This is a genomic window from Streptomyces sp. NPDC046349 (assembly GCF_055587885.1).
Genome location: NZ_JBVJFK010000017.1, coordinates 1 through 20,708 on the forward strand (window position 1 = coordinate 1; position 20,708 = coordinate 20,708).

Consider the following 20,708-nt stretch of genomic DNA (forward strand, 5'->3'; position numbering starts at 1 on the left):
GTACTGCAGGGGGGACCCTGTGGGAGAGTAGGACGCCGCCGAACAATCATTGTGGGAAAGCCCCGCACCTTCTGGTGCGGGGCTTTTCTGCGTTCCGGACACCTGCGTGGACTCCTGTAGGGTCAGGGGGCATCGAACGACCGTTTTCTACCGTCACAGTGGAGGCCCCCGGGTGGAGGTCCAGGAGACTCGGGTTCAGACTGACCGAATTTTCACCATTCCCAACATCCTGAGCATGGCTCGCCTGGCCGGCGTGCCCCTGTTCCTGTGGCTGATCCTCGCCGAGCACGACGGATGGGCCCTTGCCGTCCTCATGCTCAGCGGGATCAGCGACTACCTCGACGGGAAGCTCGCCCGGCGCTGGAATCAGATCAGCAAGCTCGGCCGGCTGCTGGACCCCGCCGCCGACCGCCTCTACATCCTGTCCACGCTGTTCGGCCTGACCTATCGCGAGATCCTGCCACTGTGGCTCACCGGAGCTCTCCTCGCACGCGAGCTGATGTTGCTGGTCATGGTGTGGATCCTGCGCCGCCACGGATATCCGCCGCCCCAGGTCAACTTCCTCGGCAAGGCCGCGACCTTCAACCTGATGTACGCCTTCCCGTTGCTCCTGCTCAGTGACGGAAGCGGCTGGTTGGCCTGGTTGGCTGCAGTTTTCGGATGGGCGTTCGCGGGATGGGGTACAACCCTCTATTGGTGGGCAGGAATCCTTTACGTGGTTCAAGTCCGCCGCCTGGTGAAGGCTGACGCCACGGCCGATTGAGCCCGCCCGACGCCGGATGACGCGGAGGAGTCGCGAAGTCACCGAACGAGGCGGGTGAGAGTCGGCACGACTGTCATCTCTCAAGGAGGACTCTTCCGACATGAAGGCCGTCGTGATGGCCGGTGGCGAGGGCACACGCCTTCGCCCCATGACCTCGAGCATGCCCAAGCCGCTCCTGCCGGTGGCGAACCGCCCGATCATGGAGCACGTACTCAGGCTGCTCAAGCGCCACGGGCTCAGCGAGACCGTGGTAACCGTGCAGTTCCTGGCGTCGCTCGTCAAGAACTACTTCGGGGACGGCGAAGAGCTCGGGATGGAGCTCACCTATGCCAACGAGGAAAAGCCACTCGGGACCGCCGGCAGCGTGAAGAATGCCGAGGAGGCCTTGAAGGATGACGCCTTCGTCGTCATTTCCGGCGATGCGCTGACCGACTTCGACCTCACCGACCTGATCCGCTTCCACAAGGAGAAGGGCGCACTCGTCACGGTATGCCTGACCCGGGTACCGAACCCGCTGGAATTCGGCATCACCATCGTGGACGAAGAAGGCAAGGTCGAGCGCTTCCTGGAGAAGCCGACCTGGGGGCAGGTCTTCTCGGACACCGTCAACACCGGCATCTACGTCATGGAGCCCGAAGTCTTCGACTACGTCGATCCCGACGTCTCGGTCGACTGGTCCAGCGACGTCTTCCCCCAGCTGATGAAGGAAGGCCGGCCGATCTACGGCTACGTGGCCGAGGGCTACTGGGAAGACGTGGGCACGCACGAGAGCTACGTCAAGGCTCAGGCCGACGTGCTCGAAGGCAAGGTCGAGGTCGAGATGGACGGCTTCGAGATCTCACCCGGCGTGTGGGTCGCCGAAGGAGCCGAGGTCAGCCCGGACGCCGTGCTGCGCGGGCCGCTCTACATCGGCGACTACGCCAAGATCGAAGCCGGCGTGGAGATCCGCGAGCACACCGTCATCGGATCGAACGTCGTCGTCAAGAGCGGGGCCTTCCTGCACCGGGCGGTCGTCCACGACAACGTGTACATCGGCCCCCACAGCAACCTCCGTGGCTGCGTCATCGGCAAGAACACCGACATCATGCGCGCGGCCCGGATCGAGGACGGAGCCGTCATCGGCGACGAGTGCCTCGTCGGTGAGGAATCGATCGTGCAGGGGAACGTACGCGTCTACCCCTTCAAGACGATCGAGGCCGGTGCCTTCGTCAACACGTCCGTGATCTGGGAGTCCCGCGGACAGGCCCACCTCTTCGGCGCGCGGGGAGTCTCCGGAATCCTGAACGTCGAGATCACCCCCGAGCTGGTGGTCCGGCTCGCCGGCGCGTACGCCACCACCCTGAAGAAGGGTGCGATCGTCACCACGGCCCGCGACCACTCCCGCGGCGCCCGAGCGCTCAAGCGGGCCGTGATCTCCGCGCTGCAGGCCAGCGCGATCAACGTCCGCGACCTGGAGAACGTGCCGCTGCCGGTGGCGCGGCAGCAGACCGCGAGAGGCAGCGCAGGCGGGATCGTCCTACGCACCTCGCCGGGGGTGCCGGACTCCGTCGACATCATGTTCCTCGACGAACGGGGCGCGGACCTCTCGCTCCAGCAGCAGCGCAAGCTCGACCGCGTGTACGCCCGTCAGGAGTACCGGCGCGCGTTCCCCGGCGAGATCGGCGACCTGCAGTTCCCCGGCAGCGTCTTCGACGCGTACACCGGCTCGCTGCTGCGGCGGGTGGACACCACGGGAATCGCCGACGCCGGGCTCAAGGTGGTCGTCGACGCCACCAACGGCAGCGCCGGGCTCGTCATGCCGAGCCTTCTGGGACGGCTCGGAGTGGACGCCCTGACGATCAACCCCGGGCTCGACGAGTCCAGGCCGACGGAGAGCGCCGAGTCCCGGCGGGCCGGCCTGGTGCGGCTGGGCGAGATCGTCGCCTCGGCGCGGGCGGCGTTCGGCGTGCGCTTCGACCCGGTGGGCGAGCGCATCTCCCTGGTCGACGAGCGCGGGCGGATCATCGAGGACGACCGGGCGCTGCTGGTCATGCTCGACCTGGTCGCCGCCGAGAAGCGCAGCGGCAAGGTCGCGCTGCCGGTGACCACGACGCGCGTCGCCGAACAGGTGGCGGCCTACCACGGCACACAGGTGGAGTGGACGACGACCTCCCCCGACGACCTGACCCGGGTCGGGCGGGCCGAGAACACGATCTTCGGCGGAGACGGCCGGGGCGGTTTCATCGTTCCGGAGTTCAGCAGCGTCTTCGACGGCTCGGCGGCCTTCGTGCAGCTGCTCGGCCTGGTGGCGCGCACCCAGCTCACCCTGAGCCAGATCGACGCCCGGATCCCGCGGGCGCACGTACTCAAGCGCGACGTACCGACACCGTGGGCGGTGAAGGGGCTCGTCATGCGGCGGGTCGTGGAAGCGGCCGGAGACCGGCAGGTGGACACCACCGACGGGGTGCGGGTGGTCGAGGCCGACGGACGGTGGGCCCTGGTCCTGCCGGACCCGGCGGAAGCCGTGACGCACCTGTGGGCCGAAGGCCCCGACGACGCCTCCGCGCAGGCGCTGCTCGAGGAGTGGGCGGGCGTGGTGGACGGCGCCGGACACTGAGGCCCGGGCGGCCCCTGACATAGGGCAGAAGTCCGGCGGGCCGGGGCGGAGAGTCCGGCCCCGGCCCACCGGATGGACGCATTGGGTGTGTGCGGCGCCGACATGCGACGATGTGCGGCATGTCGCAGCCGCCCCACAACCGGACTCCGGCGTCTTCTGTGCCAGCGCGGCCGGACGCCTCCATGTCGCTGCTGACGCACGTGATGGACCACAGCCTCGACGAGGGCTACGCCGAGGCGACGGCCCGGCGCCGGGCGGACGGCACGGCCGGCCTGCCCCGCACCCTCAAGGCCAAGCTGGGGCTCGCCGCCGGCCTCGTGGTCGCCGCGATGGTCGTCACGCTCGGCGCGGCCGAGGCCCGGGTGGACGCGCCGGTGCTCGCCAAGGAACGCCAGGAACTGATCGACCGGGTGCAGCGGGCCGACGAACGCGCGGACGCCCTGGAGCAGAACATCGACCGGCTGCGGACCGACGTCGCCGCACGTCAGCGCGCGGCCCTCAAACAGCCCGGCGGGAGCCAGGGTGAGCTCGTCTCCCAGCTGGCCGGCGCCACCGAGGTCCGCGGGCCGGGGATCAAGCTGGTGGTGGACGACGCGAAGGGCTCCTCCACGGGTGACGGCGGAGGACCGCGCGAGAGCAGTGGCTTCTCGGACACCGGCCGACTCCGCGACCGCGACATGCAGAAGATCGTCAACGGACTGTGGCAGTCCGGCGCGGAGGCGATCTCCATCAACGGGCAGCGGCTGACGGAGCTGTCGGCGATCAGGGCGGCGGGCGACGCGATACTGGTCGACAACCGGCCGCTGGTGCCGCCGTACGAAGTGCTGGCGGTGGGGGACAAGAAGAAGCTCGGCCCGGCCTTCCAGGATTCGGCGGACGGCCAGTACCTGCACGTGCTGCAGGAGAGCTACGGGATCCGCTACACGCTGTCCGCGGCCGACGAGCTGCGGCTTCCGGCCGCTTCGAGCCTGATCGTACGTACAGCCACAGCAGTAGAGCAGCAGAAGGGTGCATCGTGATCGCGGTACTGGGCCTCTTGGCCGGAGTGGTGGTCGGACTTCTGGTCCGGCCCGAGGTACCGGCCGTGGTGGAGCCTTATCTGCCCATCGCCGTGGTGGCGGCGCTGGACGCGGTGTTCGGCGGTCTGCGCGCCATGCTGGACGGCATCTTCGTCGACAAGGTCTTCGTGGTGTCGTTCCTGTCGAACGTCGTGGTGGCCGCGCTGATCGTCTTCCTCGGCGACAAGCTGGGCGTCGGCTCGCAGCTGTCCACCGGCGTGGTGGTCGTCCTCGGCATCCGCATCTTCTCCAACGCCGCGGCCATCCGCCGGCACGTGTTCCGGGCGTGATGGACATGAGCGCGAACGACACCTCTCCCGAGGAACCGAACGTCCCGGAACAGCCTCTTGAAAAGGGAGAGACACATGCGGGGCCTGTTGCCGAGGAGACCGGCCGGCAGCGGCTGGCGGCGGGACTGTGGCCCCCGAGGGTCAGCCGGGCCCAACTGATCGTCGCGCTGCTGCTGTTCGTCCTGGGCCTGGGCCTCGCCATCCAGGTCCGATCGAACAGCGACTCCAGCGCGCTGCGCGGGGCACGCCAGGAGGACCTCGTCCGGATCCTCGACGAGCTCGACGGGCGGACGAAACGGCTGGAGGACGAGAAGCAGCGGCTGGAGGACCAGCGTCGCGAACTGGAGAGCAGCTCGAACCAGGCCGAGGAGGCCCGCAAGCAGACCGTGGAGAAGGAGCGTCAACTCGGCATCCTGGCCGGTACGGTGGCAGCGCAGGGACCGGGCATCACGCTCAAGATCACTGACCCCACCGGCCAGGTGCAGTCCGACCAGCTGCTGGACACGCTCCAGGAACTGCGGGCCGCCGGGGCCGAGGCGATCCAGATCAATGGGGTGCGCATCGTGGCAGGCTCGTACTTCTCGGACGAGAACGGCGGGGTCGGGATCGACGGCAAGAAGATCACACAACCCTATGAGTTCAAGGTGATCGGCAAACCCCAGGATCTGGAGCCCGCGCTCAACATCCCGGGCGGCGTGGTCCAGACGCTGGAGAAGGAGCAGGCCACGGTCGCCGTCACACGGTCGGCGAAGATCGTTGTGGATGCCTTGCGGGCTGCGAAGCAGCCTGACTACGCTCGGTCGTCATCGGGGTGAAGAGGGAGCGGAGTGGAGGGTGGAGCGGCTCACGCGGGCTGATGCCTGCGGGGGGTCGCCGCACCGAAGTCGCGGTGCGTGGTGGAAACTGTCTGGTGGTTACGGACGTTGTGAGAATGTCCGGGTCGGCAGGTGTCTGCATTCGGAGTTCGTCCTGCCCCACGGGCGGGTCTGTTTCAGTCAAGGGGAATCGCCCGTGAAGTTGTTTGAGAAGTTGTTCGGCAAGAAGAACCGCGAGGAGAGCGGCGCGGCGAGGCACCGCGCCGGGGGCGCGGAGGGCCAGGGTGACCGGCCGCTGTTCCGTGACGAGGTCGCCGGTGCGGGCGAGGTTCCGGGTGCTCCCGGCGCGTCGTCTGTTGACCCTGCCGGTACCGGCCGCATAGGTTTCGGTGAACCATCAACCTCAACTGCGGGTGGAGGGTTTGCCCCCGACCCGTACGCCACCAATGCCTCCGCGGGGCAGCCGCGGCGCGAGGAGCCGTCCATGTCGGCAGAGCAGGTTTGCAGCAGGTGCGGACACCGCAGCGATGCGGCCAGCCGGTTCTGCTCCAACTGTGGTGCGCCGCTGCGGGCGGGTCTGACGCCGGAGCGCGCCTCGGAGACCACGTCCACCATCTCGATCTCGGGCCTCGAGGCCTACGAGGCCGAGGTGACGGGACAGACGCACGTGTCGTCCTCGCTGTCCGCCGAGGCCCAGGCCGCGGTGGAGGCACTGCCGCCCGGCTCCGCCCTGCTCATCGTGCGGCGCGGACCCAACTCCGGCAGCCGCTTCCTGCTGGACGGCGAACTGACCACGGCCGGCCGGCACCCGCAGAGCGACATCTTCCTGGACGACGTCACCGTCTCCCGGCGCCATGTCGAATTCCGCAGGAGCCCGGACGGCGGCTTCACCGTGGCCGATGTAGGCAGCCTCAACGGCACGTACGTCAACCGTGAACCGATCGACTCCGTCGCCCTGCACAACGGCGACGAGGTGCAGATCGGCAAGTACCGGTTGGTCTTCTACGCGAGCCTGCGGGGCGTCTGACCCTCCCCCGGACCCGGTCCGGGGGCACCCGAGGGAAGGTCCCATGCTGCGCAATCCGACAGGCGGCGCCGGAAACGGCACCGCCGGCTCGGCCGGGCGGCTGGTGAGCATCGGCACGGTGCTCACCACGCTGCGTGACGAGTTCCCCGAAGTCACGATCTCGAAGATCCGTTTTCTGGAGGCGGAGGGGCTGGTAGAGCCCCGGCGCACACCTTCCGGATACCGCAAGTTCAGCACGGAGGACGTGGAGCGCCTCGCCCGCATCCTGCGCCTGCAGCGTGATCACTACCTGCCGCTGAAGGTCATCCGCGAGCAGCTCGACGCGCTCGCACGCGGCGAACAGATCCGCATCCCGGCGCCCACGTCGCACGGCGAATCCGGCGACCCGTCCGACCCCGCCGTCTACGGCGAGGCGGGGCAGGAGCGGCCGCCCGCGGCCCGTGTGGGGCGGCAGGAGCTCCTCGAGGCCGTCGGCGTGGACGAGGGCCAGCTCGTCGAGTGGGAGTCGTACGGGCTGCTGTCCGAGGCGCCCGGCGGAGGGTTCGACGCCGACGCGGTCACAGTGGCCCGGCTCGTGGCCGACCTGGGGCGTTTCGGCCTGGAGCCGCGACACCTGCGTGCCATGAAGGCGGCCGCCGACCGGGAGGCGGGACTGGTGGAACAGGTCGTGGCACCGCTGCGCCGACACCGCAACCCGCAGACCAGGACCCACGCGGAGGCCACGATGAAGGAGCTCGCGGGCCTGTCCGTACGGCTGCACGAGGCCTTGGTGCAGACCGCTCTCGGCGTCCGGTTGCGCTGACCTCGCCGGTCGGCGTGGAGCCCCGACTACCCAAACCTGCCGAGCAGGTCCTAGGGTTGCTGTGTGAACGAGCTCGACGTTGTGGGTGTCCGGGTGGAAATGCCCTCCAACCAACCGATCGTGCTCCTGCGTGAAGTGGGAGGCGATCGGTACCTCCCCATCTGGATCGGTCCGGGGGAGGCTACGGCCATTGCCTTCGCCCAGCAGGGGATGGCCCCTGCCCGGCCGCTGACGCACGACCTCTTCAAGGACGTGCTGGAGGCGGTCGGTGAGGAGCTCACCGAGGTCCGGATCACGGATCTGCGGGAGGGCGTCTTCTACGCGGAGCTCGTCTTCGCCAGCGGGGTCGAGGTGAGTGCGCGGCCTTCCGACGCCATAGCCCTCGCCCTGCGGACGGGGACGCCGATCTACGGCAGTGACGGCGTCCTGGACGACGCCGGAATCGCCATCCCGGACGAGCAGGAGGACGAGGTGGAGAAGTTCCGCGAGTTCCTCGACCAGATCTCACCCGAGGACTTCGGCACCGGCCCGCAGTGAGGCGTCGGCCGCGTCGTCCACGGTGTGGCGCCAGCCCATTCGAGTAGCCTTTCCCCGCAAAGGGATACGGGAAACCACTCTCAGGGTGATTATCACTCGGCGTGCCGAGTGTGGCGATCGTTGACGCACCCCTGGTGACTGCCTACCTTCGAGGTGGGCAGGTCAAGGACGGAGGGTCGGCGTGAGGATCACGGGCGACGGTACGACCGGGGGCACCCCCGTACGGAGTGACACTGGGCCGTACCCGCTGCACGGTGGTGCGGTCGGATCCGCGCGCCGTCAGCCGGAGTCGACGCCGGTGGGACCGGCGGACGGCGACCCGGCGCCCGAGCAGATCGGCTACCGCGGACCGACTGCGTGCGCCGCGGCCGGCATCACCTACCGGCAGCTCGACTACTGGGCGCGCACCGGGCTGGTGGAGCCCAGCGTGCGGCCCGCGTACGGGTCCGGGACGCAGCGCCTCTACAGCTTCCGCGATGTCGTCGTCCTCAAGATCGTCAAGCGCTTCCTGGACACCGGTGTGGCGCTGCAGAACATCCGCACGGCGGTGCAGCACCTGCACGACCGCGACCTCTCGGACCTCGAGCGGATGACGCTGATGAGCGACGGCGCCACGGTGTACGAGTGCACCTCGCCGGACCAGGTCGTCAGCCTCCTCCAGGGCGGGCAGGGTGTCTTCGGCATCGCCGTGGGCGTGGTGTGGCGCGACGTGCAGAGCGCCCTGTCCCAGCTGCACGGGGAGCGGGTGGACACCGGCGAGACCCTGGTCGGGCACAACCCGACGGACGAGCTGGCCGCCCGCCGCAACCGCGCCGGCTGACCGGAGCCGGCCGAACGGCCGGAATGTCAGTGGAGTAGGGCAGCATCGGTGCTGTGAGAGCCGCTCCGACCATCCTGCACCTGGACATGGACGCCTTCTACGCCTCCGTCGAGCAGGCGTCGAAGCCGAGCCTGCGCGGCAAGGCAGTCATCGTCGGCGGCCTCGGCCCGCGCGGGGTCGTCGCCACGGCTTCGTACGAGGCCCGGCGGTTCGGGGTGCACTCGGCGATGCCCACGGCGCAGGCGAGGCGGCTCTGCCCGAACGGCGCCTACCTGATCCCCCGGTTCACGCTCTACCGGCAGGTCAGCGACGTGGTGATGGCCATGCTGCGGGAGCTGTCGCCACTCGTGGAACCGCTCAGCCTGGACGAGGCCTTCGTGGACCTGGAGGCGGGCGGGGTCGCCTTCGACTCGGGCTCCGCCCGGGCCACGGGCGAGCGGCTGCGCGCCGACATCAGGGCAGCCACCGGACTCAGCGGGTCCGTGGGTCTCGCCGGGTCGAAGATGCTGGCCAAGGTGGCCTCCGAAGAGGCCAAGCCCGCCGGGCTGCTGTTGATCGAGCCCGGCACCGAGCGGGAGCTGCTCGCACCGATGTCCGTACGCACCCTGCCCGGCGTGGGGCCGGCCACCGGCGAGCACCTGCGCCGCGCCGGGATCACCACGGTGGGGGAGCTGGTGGAGGCCGGGGAGGACGAGCTGGTCCGGATGGTCGGGCGGGCCCACGGCACCGGGCTCTACCGGATGGCGCTGGGCCTGGACGACCGGCCGGTCGTCGCGGAGCGGGACGCGAAGTCGGTGTCGGTCGAGGACACCTTCGACGTGGACCTGCACGACCGGGTGCGGATCCGGGGCGAGGTGCAGCGGCTCGCCGACCGGTGCGTGCAGCGGTTGCGGGGCTCCGGGCACTCGGGGCGCACCATCGTGCTCAAGGTCCGGCGCTACGACTTCTCCACGCTGACACGGTCCGAGACGCTGCGCGGGCCCACGGACGACGCGGCGGTGGTGCGGGAAGCCGCCGCGCGCCTGCTGGAGGCGGTGGACACCACCGGCGGCGTGCGACTGCTCGGGGTGGGGGTGACCGGTCTGGCGGACTACACGCAGGAGGACCTCTTCGCGCAGTCCCTCGCAGTCGAGGCGCAGGCGGAGGCTGCGAGCGAGGAGGGCGGTACGGGCGGTGCGGGCGATATGGCCGAGCCGGAGGCCGCCGACGGTGGCGCCGGGGCCCAGGAGGGGCCTGAGCCGCCCGGGGAGACGCAGGAGGCTCCTGAGCGCCGCTGGGCGGCGGGGAGCGACGTACGGCACGTCCTGTACGGGCCGGGGTGGGTGCAGGGCAGCGGGGTCGGGCGGGTGACCGTGCGGTTCGAGCGGCCGGGATCGGAGCCCGGCCGGGTGCGGACCTTCCGGGTGGACGACCCCGACCTGGAGCCGTCCGACCCGCTGCCGCTGGTGGGGGAGACGGTCTAGGAACAGTGCGGGGTCAGCCCTCGTCGCCCGCCAGGCGCCCGAAGTCGCGGTGGAAGTCGGACGGAAGGGTCGTGTCCAGGCCGTAGTGGTGGTAGAGCTGCAGTTCCTGCTCGGGAGAGAGGTGGCGGCCGACGCCGAAGTCCGGTGCGTCCTTGATGAGGGAGCGTTCGAAGGGCACGCGCAGGGTCTCGCCGACCATCTCGCTCGGCTCCAGCGGGACGAACGCGTCCCGGCTGAACAGACCGGTGCGGACTGCGGCCCACTCCGGGACACCCGTGGCATCGTCGAGGTAGACCTCGTCGATGGTGCCGATCTTGGCACCGTTGCGGTCGAACGCCTTGCGGCCGATCAGGCTGCGCGGATCGATGTCGGTCTGCACGGTCCCTCCAAATGGTCGCAACTGTCGCAACTGCTCCGTAGTGACTACAGAAGTGCATTTCCGCAGAAGAGGCCACTCGGGGAGCCCCTTGAACCCCGCTGGTAGTCTGGGTGACGGCTGTCGACCCTGTGCGGGAGAGTCCTCCGAATGAGCAAGACGGAGGCGCCGAAGGAGCAAATCCTCCCCGGAATCTCTCAGGCATACGTACCGCACGGACGAGGCCACTCTGGAAAGCAGGGCGGGTACCGGGCGCGCAGTGCCGGTCCCCCTCCTCACCGACGGTGAAAGCCGGATCTCACGGGAGACCCCCGTGACTCCGGTGAAACTCTCAGGTGCAGATGACAGAGGGGGAGGCCGTCCGGGTGCCAGCGCCGTGGTGCCCCTCGCAGGTCATATGACCAGGAGGCCTCCGTACATGACCGCCAACCGCATTCCGCTCTCCCAGCTGGAGCGAGGCATCCCCTTCGAACAGCGCCACATCGGCCCGGATGCCGAGGCGCAGGCGAAGATGCTCGCCCACGTGGGCTACGGCTCCCTGGACGAACTGACCGCCGCCGCGGTCCCGGATGTGATCAAGACCGCCGACGCGCTCGCCCTGCCCGAGGCGCGGACCGAGGCCGAGGTGCTCGCCGAGCTGCGCTCGCTCGCCGACCGCAACCAGGTCCTCACCTCCATGATCGGCCTCGGCTACTACGGGACCTTCACCCCGCCGGTGATCCTCCGCAACGTCATGGAGAACCCGGCCTGGTACACCGCGTACACGCCCTACCAGCCGGAGATCTCGCAGGGCCGCCTCGAGGCCCTCCTGAACTTCCAGACCGTCGTCGCCGACCTCACCGGCCTGCCGACCTCGGGCGCCTCGCTGCTCGACGAGGGCACCGCCGCCGCCGAGGCCATGACCCTGGCCCGCCGCGTGGGCAAGGTCAAGGGCAACGTCTTCCTGGTCGACGCCGACGCCCTGCCGCAGACCGTCGCCGTCATCGAGACCCGCGCCGAGCCGATCGGCATCGAGGTCGTCGTCGCCGACCTCTCCGACGGCATCCCCGCCGAGATCGCCGAGCGCGGCGTCTACGGCGTCCTGATCCAGTACCCCGGTGCCTCGGGCGCCGTCCGGGACATCAAGCCGGTCATCGACCAGGCGCACGAGCTCGGTGCCATCGTCACCGTCTCGGCCGACCTGCTAGCCCTGACCCTGCTGAAGTCCCCGGGCGCCCTCGGCGCGGACATCGCGGTCGGTACCACCCAGCGCTTCGGCGTCCCGATGGGCTTCGGTGGACCGCACGCCGGCTACATGGCCGTCCAGGACAAGCACGCCCGCTCGCTGCCCGGCCGCCTCGTCGGCGTCTCGGTGGACGCGGACGGCAACAAGGCGTACCGCCTGGCCCTGCAGACCCGCGAGCAGCACATCCGCCGCGAGAAGGCCACCAGCAACATCTGCACCGCGCAGGTGCTGCTCGCCGTCATGGCCGGCATGTATGCCGTCTACCACGGCCCGGACGGCCTGCGGACGATCGCCCGCCGCACCCACCGCTACGCGACGCTGCTCGCCGCAGGCCTGCAGGCCGACGGGGTCGAGACCGTGCACGGCTCCTACTTCGACACGATCACGGTCCGCGTTCCCGGCCGTGCGGCCGAGGTCGTCGCCGCCGCCCGCGAGGGCGGGGTCAACCTGCACCGGGTCGACGCCGACCTCGTCTCCATCAGCTGCGACGAGACCACGCTGCGCGCCGACATCGAGGCAGTCTGGGCCGCCTTCGGCGTCACCGCGGACATCGAGGCGCTCGACCGGGCCACGGCCGACACGCTGCCCGAGGCCCTGCTGCGCTCGGACGCCTACCTGACGCACCCGGTCTTCCACCAGCACCGCTCCGAGACCGCGATGCTGCGCTACCTGCGCAAGCTCTCGGACAAGGACTACGCGCTGGACCGCGGCATGATCCCGCTGGGCTCCTGCACCATGAAGCTCAACGCGACCACCGAGATGGAGCCGGTGACCTGGCCCGAGTTCGGCCAGCTGCACCCCTTCGCGCCGGTGGAGCAGGCCGAGGGCTACCTCACGCTCATCAACGAGCTGGAGGAACGTCTCTGCGAGGTCACCGGCTACGACAAGGTCTCCATCCAGCCGAACGCCGGCTCCCAGGGTGAGCTCGCCGGGCTGCTGGCCGTGCGCGCGTACCACCGCGCGAACGGTGACGAGCAGCGCACCATCTGCCTCATCCCGTCCTCCGCGCACGGCACCAACGCCGCGAGCGCCGTGATGGCCGGCATGAAGGTCGTCGTCGTCAAGACCGCCGACGACGGCGAGGTGGACGCGGACGACCTGCGCGCCAAGATCGAGCAGTACCGCGACGAGCTCGCCGTTCTGATGATCACGTACCCCTCCACGCACGGTGTGTTCGAGGAGCACGTCGCCGACATCTGCGCCCAGGTGCACGAGGCCGGCGGCCAGGTCTACGTCGACGGCGCCAACCTGAACGCCCTGGTGGGCCTGGCCAAGCCGGGTCACTTCGGCGGTGACGTCTCGCACCTGAACCTGCACAAGACCTTCTGCATCCCGCACGGCGGCGGCGGTCCGGGTGTCGGCCCGGTCGGCGTCCGTGCGCACCTGGCCCCGTACCTGCCGAACCACCCGCTGCAGCCGACGGCCGGCCCCGAGACGGGTGTCGGCCCGATCTCGGCCGCGCCGTGGGGCTCGGCCGGCATCCTGCCGATCTCCTGGTCGTACGTGCGCCTCATGGGCGGCGAGGGCCTCAAGCGCGCCACCCAGGTGGCGGTGCTCGGAGCCAACTACATCGCCAAGCGCCTGGAGCCGCACTACCCGGTGCTCTACACCGGCCCGGGCAACCTGGTCGCGCACGAGTGCATCATCGACCTGCGTCCGCTGTCGAAGTCCACGGGCGTCAGCGTGGACGACATCGCCAAGCGCCTGATCGACTACGGCTTCCACGCGCCGACGATGTCCTTCCCGGTCGCCGGCACGCTCATGATCGAGCCGACGGAGTCCGAGGACCTCGCCGAGATCGACCGCTTCTGCGACGCGATGATCGCCATCCGCGGCGAGATCGAGCGGGTCGCGGGCGGCGAGTGGCCGGCGGGCGACAACCCCCTGGCCAACGCCCCGCACACGGCGGCTTCGCTGGGCGGTGAGTGGAACCACCCGTACACCCGGGACGAGGCGGTCTTCCCCGGCGGCGTCACGGCCTCCGAGAAGTACTGGCCGCCGGTGCGCCGTATCGACGGAGCGTTCGGCGACCGGAACCTGGTGTGCTCCTGCCCGCCGCTGGACGAGTACGACAACTGAGACGCCCGCCTCTGACGGCCGTCGCATGACATGACGAAGGGGCCGGCCCGGGAGACTCTCCCGGGCCGGCCCCTTCGTCGTACGAGGCCGCGGCTACGCCGCCGCGAGCGGGCGGTGCGGGGCGATGATCTGCCCGTCCGGCAGCAGCTCACCGGTGTCCTCGAAGAGCAGGACGCCGTTGCACAGCAGGCTCCAGCCCTGTTCCGGGTGGTTGGCCACCGGGCGAGCGGCCTCCCGGTCGGCGGATTCGGCAGACGGGCAGGCTGGCTGGTGCTGGCACATGGATGCGTTCTTTCGCTGCGGTGTGGTCTGTGTGCTACGGCTCGATACCTGGTTCATGGCCGTCCCCCTGGGTCATCCCCGCAGCCGCGGGGCGCTTGCCATCAGTGTTCCCCCCCGACAGCCGCTTCGCAGGGATTTCCCGGCAGCTGTCCTCATGGATTGATGACGCATCACTCGTGCGGGCGGTTCAGGCCAACTCCCCTGTCATTTCGGATGGTTCGCGGGTGGCCCGGGCGGACTAGGCCGAATGGGCGAATCGGGTCAGGCGGCGGGCGCGGCCAGCGACGGCGGGACCGGCGCCGCCGCGGGCGTGAGCCGGTGGGTCAGCACGGGCAGGAGCTCCGAGACCGGATGCGGCCGGTACGCGGCGATGCCGGGCGGGGCCGGGGCCAGCGGCACCAGCAGGTCCTCGCCGGCGGGCAACCCGGCGGCGGCGTCCGCGCCCACCGCCCCGTGCAGCCACAGCGTCAGCATGTAGAGCTCCGGTACGGAGAGCAACCGGGGCTGGTAGCCGGTGGCGATCAGTTCGGCCTGGCCCAGGGCGCGCTCGGTGGCCGCGACGTAGGGGCCCTCGAAGAAGTGGGAGAAGGCCCATCCGTCGGGCGTCAGCCGGGTGTCGGCCGCCGCTACGTGGCGGTCCCCGCTGCGGATCAGGAACCGCCAGCCGACGAGGCGCGTACGGGGCGGCCGGCCGGCGGACGCGAGATCCGACAGGTTCAGCCGGTCCAGGACGTGGACCGGAAGGGGGAGTTCGGCGGTCAGCGGCCCCTGGATGGCGCGCAGGGCCGGAGTGTGCGCCTCGTGGACGGCGGTGGGGGAACCGAGTGCCGCGAGGACGCTGCGCAGGGCGGGTGCGGGAGCCGGGGGGACATGCAGCGGCATGGTGGGTCGCCTCTCACTTGGGAGACCTGTGGAAGGGGGGAGGTGCGGGACGGCGCTGTCGCATTCTGGGGCCAGAGGGGGGCCGAGGGGCAATGGCCGCGCGCCAACTCTCTGCCTCGTTTGCGGAGTTTATACGACATGTGTTCACGCAGTGTTTCGGCTAGCTGTCCCGGCTATTGCCTACAAGACGCTTACCGGTCCCGCTGACATGGCATTCATGCCGGATGCGCGCGAACGTGCCGCGCCGACCTCGGAGGTTACCGGAAGGGGGCTCGGCTGGAAAGCGCCTGTTTTCGGGAGCGGGCAAATGTCAAGATGAATTTGCATGAGGCGACTTGCCAGGCGAATGTGCCGAAGCACCCTTCGGCCAACCCGGCGCGCGCTCCTCGCCACGCGCGCCCCCTCCGCGTTATGGATCACGATGCCGGGGCATCATCGACCGTAACGCGAGCCTGGGTGCCCCGGGCCAGGCCCACTCGAGGAGGGACGCTTCGATGGGGGAGAAGGTCGTGGCGGGCGGATTCGACCTGTCCGATCGGCAGCGGTATCGAAGGAAACTCCACGAGTGTCTGGAGGGACTGGAGCGACTTCTGGCGGAGAAGAGGTTCGATCGCCCGAAGAACATGATGGGGCTGGAGATCGAGCTGAATCTCGCGGGAACCGACGGGTTGCCGCGAATGGTGAATGCCCAGGTGCTGGAGCGGATTGCCAGTCCTGATTTCCAGACCGAACTGGGAATGTTCAATCTGGAGGTGAACGTTCTGCCGCACCGGCTCGGCGGCCGGGTATTCGACCGGCTCGCCGAGGAACTCAGTGCGGGCCTCGGCTACGCCCATCGGCAGGCCGCGGAGATCGACGCCGGAGTGGTGATGATCGGCATCCTGCCGACGCTCTCCCGCGCCGACCTGGTCCCGGGCAACCTCTCGGCGGTGGACCGCTACTCCCTGCTGAACGAGCAGATCCTGATGATGCGCGGGGAGGACTTCACCCTCGACATCGACGGCGTCGAGCGGCTCATCTGGACCTCCGGGTCGATCGTGCCCGAGGCCGCCTGCACCTCCGTACAACTGCACCTGCAGGTGACGCCGGCCCGGTTCTCGGCCGTGTGGAACGCGGCGCAGGCGGTGACCGCGGCGCAGATAGCCGTCGGCGCCAACTCGCCCTTCCTGTTCGGGCGGGAGCTGTGGCGGGAGTCGCGGCCGCCGCTGTTCACGCAGGCCACCGACACCCGGCCGCCGGAGCTCCAGGCCCAGGGCGTGCGGCCGCGCACCTGGTTCGGCGAGCGCTGGGTGGACACGGCGTACGAGCTCTTCGCCGAGAACGTCCGCTACTTCCCCTCCCTGCTGCCGATCTGCGACGAGGAGGAGCCCCTGCGGGTGCTGGCCGAGGGCGGGGTGCCGAGTCTGCAGGAGCTGGTGCTGCACAACGGCACCGTCTACCGCTGGAACCGGCCCGTGTACGGCGTGGCGGACGGGGTGCCGCACCTGCGGGTGGAGAACCGGGTGCTGCCGGCCGGGCCGACCGTCACCGACGTGGTCGCCAACGCCGCGTTCTACTACGGGCTCGTACGCACCCTCGCGGACGAACCGCGCCCGGTGTGGACCCGGCTGCCCTTCGCCGAGGCCGAGGCCAACTTCGACGCGGCCTGCCGGTACGGGATCGACGCCCGGCTGCGATGGCCGCGCCGGGGCCGGGCCGGCGGCCTGGTCAGGGTGCCGGCGGTACGGCTGGTCCTGGACGAGCTGCTGCCGATGGCGGCGGCCGGCCTGGACGCCTGGGGCATCGAGCCCGCGGACCGGGACCACTACCTCGGCATCATCGAGGAGCGCTGCCGGCGGCGCGTGAACGGTGCGACGTGGCAGGTGGACACCTACCACCGGGCCCTCGCGGCGGGGCTGGAGCGGGACGAGGCGCTGGCCGCGACCACACGGCGCTACAGCGAGCTCATGCACAAGGGCGACCCCGTGCACACCTGGCCCGTGGGGCTGACGGAGGAGGTGGACGCGGCGGTGCCCGTCGCGCGCTGAGCCGGCACGCAGCCCCTGCCACCTCTTGCGAGCCCTCCCTCGGTGGTCCCCCCGCCCGGCCGACGAGGCAGTATGGGGTGGTCGCAACGGGATGGCAGGACGGGAGTCGGGCGTGCGGGCTGAGCCGGAGCCGGTGTTCGTGGAGCTGGGCGAGGACGGGCGGCGGGACCTCCTGCGCACCGAGACCCTGCTCGTCCTGGCGTTGTCGCTGGGCGCGAGCGGGGTCTCGGCGCTGATCAGCTTCATCGGCTCGCTGACCAAGCCCGGCGGTCTGAAGGACCAGGCCGCCACGCTCAACGGTTCCTATGCCCCCGGCCGGCCGTGGCTGGACCTGGCGTGGCAGCTGTTCGGCATCGCGAGCGCGCTGGTCCCCGTACTGCTGGTGGCGCACCTGCTCACCCGCGAGGGTGCCCCCGGACTGCGGGTGCTGGGCTTCGACCGGACCCGGCCGCTGTGGGACCTGGGCCGCGGCGCCCTCGTCGCGGCGGGGATCGGCAGCGCGGGACTGGCCTTCTACCTGGGGGCGCGGGCCGCCGGCTTCAACCTCACGGTGGTGCCGGAGGCCCTGCCCGACGTGTGGTGGAAGTTCCCCGTGCTGATCCTCTCCGCCATCCAGAACGCGGTGGTGGAAGAGGTGATCGTGCTGGCCTACCTGCTGCGCCGGCTCGGCCAGCTCGGTTGGTCGCCGATGGCGGCGCTGGCCGCCAGCTCGCTGCTGCGCGGCTCCTACCACCTCTACCAGGGCATCGGCGGCTTCATCGGCAACGTGGTGATGGGCGTCGTGTTCGTGCTGGCCTACCGCCGCTGGGGACGCGTCGGGCCGCTCGTCGCCGCGCACGCGCTGCTCGACATCGTGGCCTTCGGCGGGTACGCCCTGCTCGCCGGCAAGGTGGGCTGGCTGCCGACGCCGTAGACGCGACGGCGCACCCGATCGGCCCCGCAGGGCAGGGCCGCGGGCCGCCGCGGTGCGACGCTGTGGGGAGTGAGGAGGCGCGCGCGGTGGCTGTCATGGACTCCCTGGTGTCGTTCGCCCCGTTCTTCGTGCCCGTGATCAGCGGGCTGGTGGGCGGAGCCAGCCTCCTCATCCGGGACCGCCGCGAGGCACGCAGCGCCGACCACAAGTACCGCAGGCGGCTGGAGAAGGCCCAGCTGGAGATCCAGTTCATCACCGGCTGGATCCAGGCCAAGGAACTGGCCCCCACCGACGGCCCTGCCCCCTCCCCGGAGCCGGGGCGCTGGCTGGACGAGTGCTACGCGTCGGTGCGCAGGGCCCAGGACGACGCCGGCGGCCACCAGCGGACGGGGCCCGTGTCGTTGCGGCGCCTGCTGCTGCTGGGTGAGCCGGTGGGTCCGGCGAAGAGCATGCGGGTCGCGTACTGGATCTCCCTCGCCCTGTTCAACCTCGCGCTGGCGTGGTGGGCGAACGCGCTCGTCTCCGGGGTGCCCGGCTTCATGCACGAGGAGGGCGTCCCGGAGTCCGAGGAGATCGGCTCCTACCTGGGGGCGGCGGTCACCTTCTTCGTGATCTCCGCCGTCCTGTGGTGGTGGACGGTCCATCTCGGAGCGGCAGAGCCGGAACAGGTCTACCGCAAGCGCATCGACTCGGACGCCTGGGCAGAGAACGAGCGCCAACGGCGTGATGCGGCGCGCGCGAAGGCGGAGACGAGGGCGCCCCGCGGGGAGCGGGGCGGGTCGGCGGGCTGACCCGGCGCCCTCCCGGGTCCGCCCTCCCGCGTCCGCCCCCTCGCTTCCCGCGCCCGAGCCTCCCCGCACACCCCGCCCCCCGGGCAGGCCCTGCTCACCCGTACCGTCCGGTCACGGTGCGGTGAGGAGCTCCCCGTCGACGACCGTGACGGCGTGGCCGGTCAACAGCGTGCGCTCGCCCGCCAGGGTCACCCGTACCAGCCCCCGCCGGGTGCCGCCCTGGAGGCCGGTCAGTTCGGCGCGGCCCAGGCGCTGCGCCCAGAACGGGGCGAGCGCGGTGTGGGCGCTGCCCGTGACCGGGTCCTCGTCGATCCCGAAAGCCGGGAAGAAGCCCCTGGAGACGAAGTCGTACCCGCGGGAGGGGTCCTCGGCGGCCGCGGTGACGATCACCCCGCGCTTGGCGAAGGCGCGCAGGGCGGCGTGGTCCGGCTCCAGCTCGCGGACGGTCTTCTCGTCGGCGAGTTCGATGAGGAGGTCGCCGATGTGCGCAGCGGTGTCGTGGACGGACAGGATCGGCGCGCCGCCCAGCGCGTGGTCCACGGCGGGCGGTGCCGGGACCGGGGTCAGCGACGACGTCGGGAAGTCCATCGTGATCGTGCCGTCCGCGGCGGTCTCGGCCGTGAGGACACCGCAGCGGGCGGAGAAGCGGATCAGCCCTTCAGCGAGTCCGGAGGCGGCCAGCACGTGCGCCGTGGCAAGGGTGGCGTGGCCGCACATGTCGACCTCGGCGGCCGGGGTGAACCAGCGCAGCGCCCAGTCGGCGTCCGCGCCGGGCGGCAGGGGGTGGGCGAAGGCGGTCTCGGAGAGGTTCACCTCGGACGCCACCTGCTGGAGCCAGGTGTCCGGGGGGAACCCGCCTTCCAGGAGCAGGACTCCCGCGGGGTTGCCGTGGAAGGGGCGGTCGGTGAAGGCGTCGACGATTCGGATGCGCATGGACCGACGTTAGGACGGTTCCTTGATCGTCGACAAAGGCCAATCCGGGGTGACTGGCCTCCCTCGAGAGAGCCCGGGCTCGGTCTGCCCGACCTTGAGCCTGCTGGAGGACGAGGGGCTCATCAGCAGTGAGAGCGAGGGCGGCAAGAAGCTGTTCACGCTCACCGAGGCCGGCCGCACCGAGGCCGAGTCCGGGCCGGACGCTCCCTGGGAGGACGCCGGGCGGGGCTTCGACTTCGAGGCGATGCACGAGGCCGGCAGGCCGGCGCCGGCTTGATGGAGGTCTTCGGGCAGGTCTTCAGGACCGGCTCGCCCGAGCAGCGGGAGAAGGCGCTCGCGGTGCTGGGCGACGCTCGCAAGAAGCTCTGCCTGATCCTGGCCGACGAGCACTGGCCCGGACGGCCCGTGTGTACGGCGGCGCGTCCCCGACGGGATGTCGCGGGGCGCGCCGCCCTTCGTGCGCCGGTCGCCGCGGACCGGGTCAGGCGACCAGGCCGGCGAGCTTGCGCAGCGATTCGTTCAGGGCGGCGGTGGCCGAGTCCTTCAGTTTGCCGGCCATCAGGGAGACGGCTGCCCCGGTGAACTCGCCGTCGATGCGGACGGTGGTGGCCCCGCCGTCCGGCGTCAGGGTGTAGCGGGTGAGGACGGCGACGCCCATCGGTCCCTTGCCGGTGATGGTGAAGAGGCGTTCGTCCTCCAGCTCCGAGACGGTCCAGACGACCTCGGCCGGGAAGCCCATCATCTTCATGTTCTCGGCGAAGGTCGATCCGACCGCCAGGGTCTGCGGACCGCCCTGCGGGAAGTTCGTGTGGGTCATGCTCCACTGCCCGTACGCGTCCCAGTCCGTCAGCTGGGACCAGAGCTGCGCGGCGGACGCCTCGATGCGTGATTCCGCGGTGACTTCAGCCATGCGGCCACCCCTTCTCGTCGGGTACGTGCGCGGAAGGTAGCCCCGGCGGCGGAAACATTCAATACTGACGACCCGTCAGATCAGGTGGGGGTCGGCGGACGTGATCTCAGGTCTGTCTC

At 70.5% G+C, this 20,708-nt stretch carries 19 protein-coding genes, 1 pseudogene and 1 riboswitch; of the genes and pseudogenes, 15 read left to right on the forward strand and 5 right to left on the reverse strand.

The window, feature by feature from the left end; all coding sequences use genetic code 11:
• Positions 1-172: 172 nt before the first annotated feature.
• From ACZ6JS_RS32020 to ACZ6JS_RS32065, 10 genes are all read left to right on the forward strand, one after another.
• Positions 173-763 (forward strand): CDP-alcohol phosphatidyltransferase family protein, encoded by a 591-nt coding sequence (locus ACZ6JS_RS32020; RefSeq protein ID WP_469303190.1) that lies wholly within the window; start codon positions 173-175, stop codon positions 761-763.
• Between the two features lie 100 nt (positions 764-863).
• Positions 864-3,359: a sugar phosphate nucleotidyltransferase gene (locus tag ACZ6JS_RS32025; protein WP_469303192.1), complete on the forward strand. Its 2,496-nt coding sequence runs from the start codon at positions 864-866 to the stop codon at positions 3,357-3,359.
• Positions 3,360-3,469: 110 nt separating this feature from the next.
• A complete protein-coding gene (locus ACZ6JS_RS32030; protein ID WP_469303193.1) occupies positions 3,470-4,378 on the forward strand; it encodes a DUF881 domain-containing protein in 909 nt (302 codons plus the stop codon).
• Positions 4,375-4,707, forward strand: coding sequence for a small basic family protein (locus ACZ6JS_RS32035; protein WP_007262894.1), 333 nt, complete (start codon positions 4,375-4,377; stop codon positions 4,705-4,707). The genes ACZ6JS_RS32030 and ACZ6JS_RS32035 overlap by 4 nt, the downstream gene beginning before the upstream one ends.
• A gap of 5 nt (positions 4,708-4,712) precedes the next feature.
• Positions 4,713-5,522: a DUF881 domain-containing protein gene (locus ACZ6JS_RS32040; RefSeq protein WP_469303195.1), complete on the forward strand. Its 810-nt coding sequence runs from the start codon at positions 4,713-4,715 to the stop codon at positions 5,520-5,522.
• An 88-nt stretch (positions 5,523-5,610) separates the two neighbouring features.
• Positions 5,611-6,549: an FHA domain-containing protein gene (locus ACZ6JS_RS32045; protein ID WP_469303437.1), complete on the forward strand. Its 939-nt coding sequence runs from the start codon at positions 5,611-5,613 to the stop codon at positions 6,547-6,549.
• Between the two features lie 43 nt (positions 6,550-6,592).
• On the forward strand, positions 6,593-7,351 hold the full coding sequence (ftsR, locus tag ACZ6JS_RS32050) for a transcriptional regulator FtsR (RefSeq protein ID WP_469303196.1): 759 nt from the start codon (positions 6,593-6,595) through the stop codon (positions 7,349-7,351).
• Between the two features lie 63 nt (positions 7,352-7,414).
• Positions 7,415-7,888 (forward strand): bifunctional nuclease family protein, encoded by a 474-nt coding sequence (locus tag ACZ6JS_RS32055; protein ID WP_007262890.1) that lies wholly within the window; start codon positions 7,415-7,417, stop codon positions 7,886-7,888.
• 181 nt (positions 7,889-8,069) lie between these two features.
• Entirely contained in the window at positions 8,070-8,708 is a 639-nt protein-coding gene (locus tag ACZ6JS_RS32060) for a MerR family transcriptional regulator (protein WP_469303198.1), read from the forward strand.
• Positions 8,709-8,761: 53 nt separating this feature from the next.
• Positions 8,762-10,171 carry a DNA polymerase IV gene (locus ACZ6JS_RS32065; RefSeq protein ID WP_469303199.1) on the forward strand — a complete coding sequence of 470 codons (1,410 nt, stop codon included), beginning with the start codon at positions 8,762-8,764 and terminating at the stop codon, positions 10,169-10,171.
• 13 nt (positions 10,172-10,184) lie between these two features.
• On the opposite strand, the gene ACZ6JS_RS32070 is transcribed toward ACZ6JS_RS32065, so the two are convergent.
• Complete coding sequence (locus ACZ6JS_RS32070; RefSeq protein ID WP_030658278.1) at positions 10,185-10,550, reverse strand: PRC-barrel domain-containing protein; 366 nt, start codon at positions 10,548-10,550, stop codon at positions 10,185-10,187.
• Positions 10,551-10,671: 121 nt separating this feature from the next.
• Positions 10,672-10,770: riboswitch (glycine riboswitch) on the forward strand.
• Between the two features lie 195 nt (positions 10,771-10,965).
• On the opposite strand from ACZ6JS_RS32070, the gene gcvP reads away from it, so the two are divergent.
• Positions 10,966-13,851 carry an aminomethyl-transferring glycine dehydrogenase gene (gene gcvP / locus ACZ6JS_RS32075; protein ID WP_469303201.1) on the forward strand — a complete coding sequence of 962 codons (2,886 nt, stop codon included), beginning with the start codon at positions 10,966-10,968 and terminating at the stop codon, positions 13,849-13,851.
• 93 nt (positions 13,852-13,944) lie between these two features.
• Here the strand turns inward: gcvP and ACZ6JS_RS32080 are convergent, their stop codons facing one another.
• Positions 13,945-14,133 carry a DUF5999 family protein gene (locus ACZ6JS_RS32080; RefSeq protein ID WP_030009772.1) on the reverse strand — a complete coding sequence of 63 codons (189 nt, stop codon included), beginning with the start codon at positions 14,131-14,133 and terminating at the stop codon, positions 13,945-13,947.
• A gap of 261 nt (positions 14,134-14,394) precedes the next feature.
• On the reverse strand, positions 14,395-15,015 hold the full coding sequence (locus tag ACZ6JS_RS32085; RefSeq protein ID WP_469303203.1) for a hypothetical protein: 621 nt from the start codon (positions 15,013-15,015) through the stop codon (positions 14,395-14,397).
• Positions 15,016-15,509: 494 nt separating this feature from the next.
• Here ACZ6JS_RS32085 and ACZ6JS_RS32090 point away from each other — a divergent pair, with 494 nt between their 5' ends.
• The 3 genes from ACZ6JS_RS32090 to ACZ6JS_RS32100 all read left to right on the forward strand — a co-directional run bounded on the left by ACZ6JS_RS32090 (position 15,510) and on the right by ACZ6JS_RS32100 (position 18,746).
• A complete protein-coding gene (locus tag ACZ6JS_RS32090) occupies positions 15,510-17,042 on the forward strand; it encodes a glutamate-cysteine ligase family protein (RefSeq protein ID WP_469303204.1) in 1,533 nt (510 codons plus the stop codon).
• 91 nt (positions 17,043-17,133) lie between these two features.
• Positions 17,134-17,955, forward strand: coding sequence for a CPBP family intramembrane glutamic endopeptidase (locus ACZ6JS_RS32095; RefSeq protein WP_078658784.1), 822 nt, complete (start codon positions 17,134-17,136; stop codon positions 17,953-17,955).
• Positions 17,956-18,041: 86 nt separating this feature from the next.
• Positions 18,042-18,746, forward strand: coding sequence for a hypothetical protein (locus tag ACZ6JS_RS32100; protein WP_469303206.1), 705 nt, complete (start codon positions 18,042-18,044; stop codon positions 18,744-18,746).
• A 111-nt stretch (positions 18,747-18,857) separates the two neighbouring features.
• Here the strand turns inward: ACZ6JS_RS32100 and ACZ6JS_RS32105 are convergent, their stop codons facing one another.
• Positions 18,858-19,679 carry a PhzF family phenazine biosynthesis protein gene (locus ACZ6JS_RS32105; protein WP_469303208.1) on the reverse strand — a complete coding sequence of 274 codons (822 nt, stop codon included), beginning with the start codon at positions 19,677-19,679 and terminating at the stop codon, positions 18,858-18,860.
• A gap of 22 nt (positions 19,680-19,701) precedes the next feature.
• Here ACZ6JS_RS32105 and ACZ6JS_RS32110 point away from each other — a divergent pair.
• Positions 19,702-20,069: pseudogene (locus ACZ6JS_RS32110) on the forward strand (PadR family transcriptional regulator); the annotation flags it as partial.
• A 91-nt stretch (positions 20,070-20,160) separates the two neighbouring features.
• Here ACZ6JS_RS32110 and ACZ6JS_RS32115 read toward each other — a convergent pair.
• The gene (locus ACZ6JS_RS32115; protein WP_469303209.1) at positions 20,161-20,589 is read right to left on the reverse strand and encodes a type II toxin-antitoxin system Rv0910 family toxin; all 429 of its coding nucleotides are present in this window, start codon (positions 20,587-20,589) and stop codon (positions 20,161-20,163) included.
• Positions 20,590-20,708: the final 119 nt, after the last annotated feature.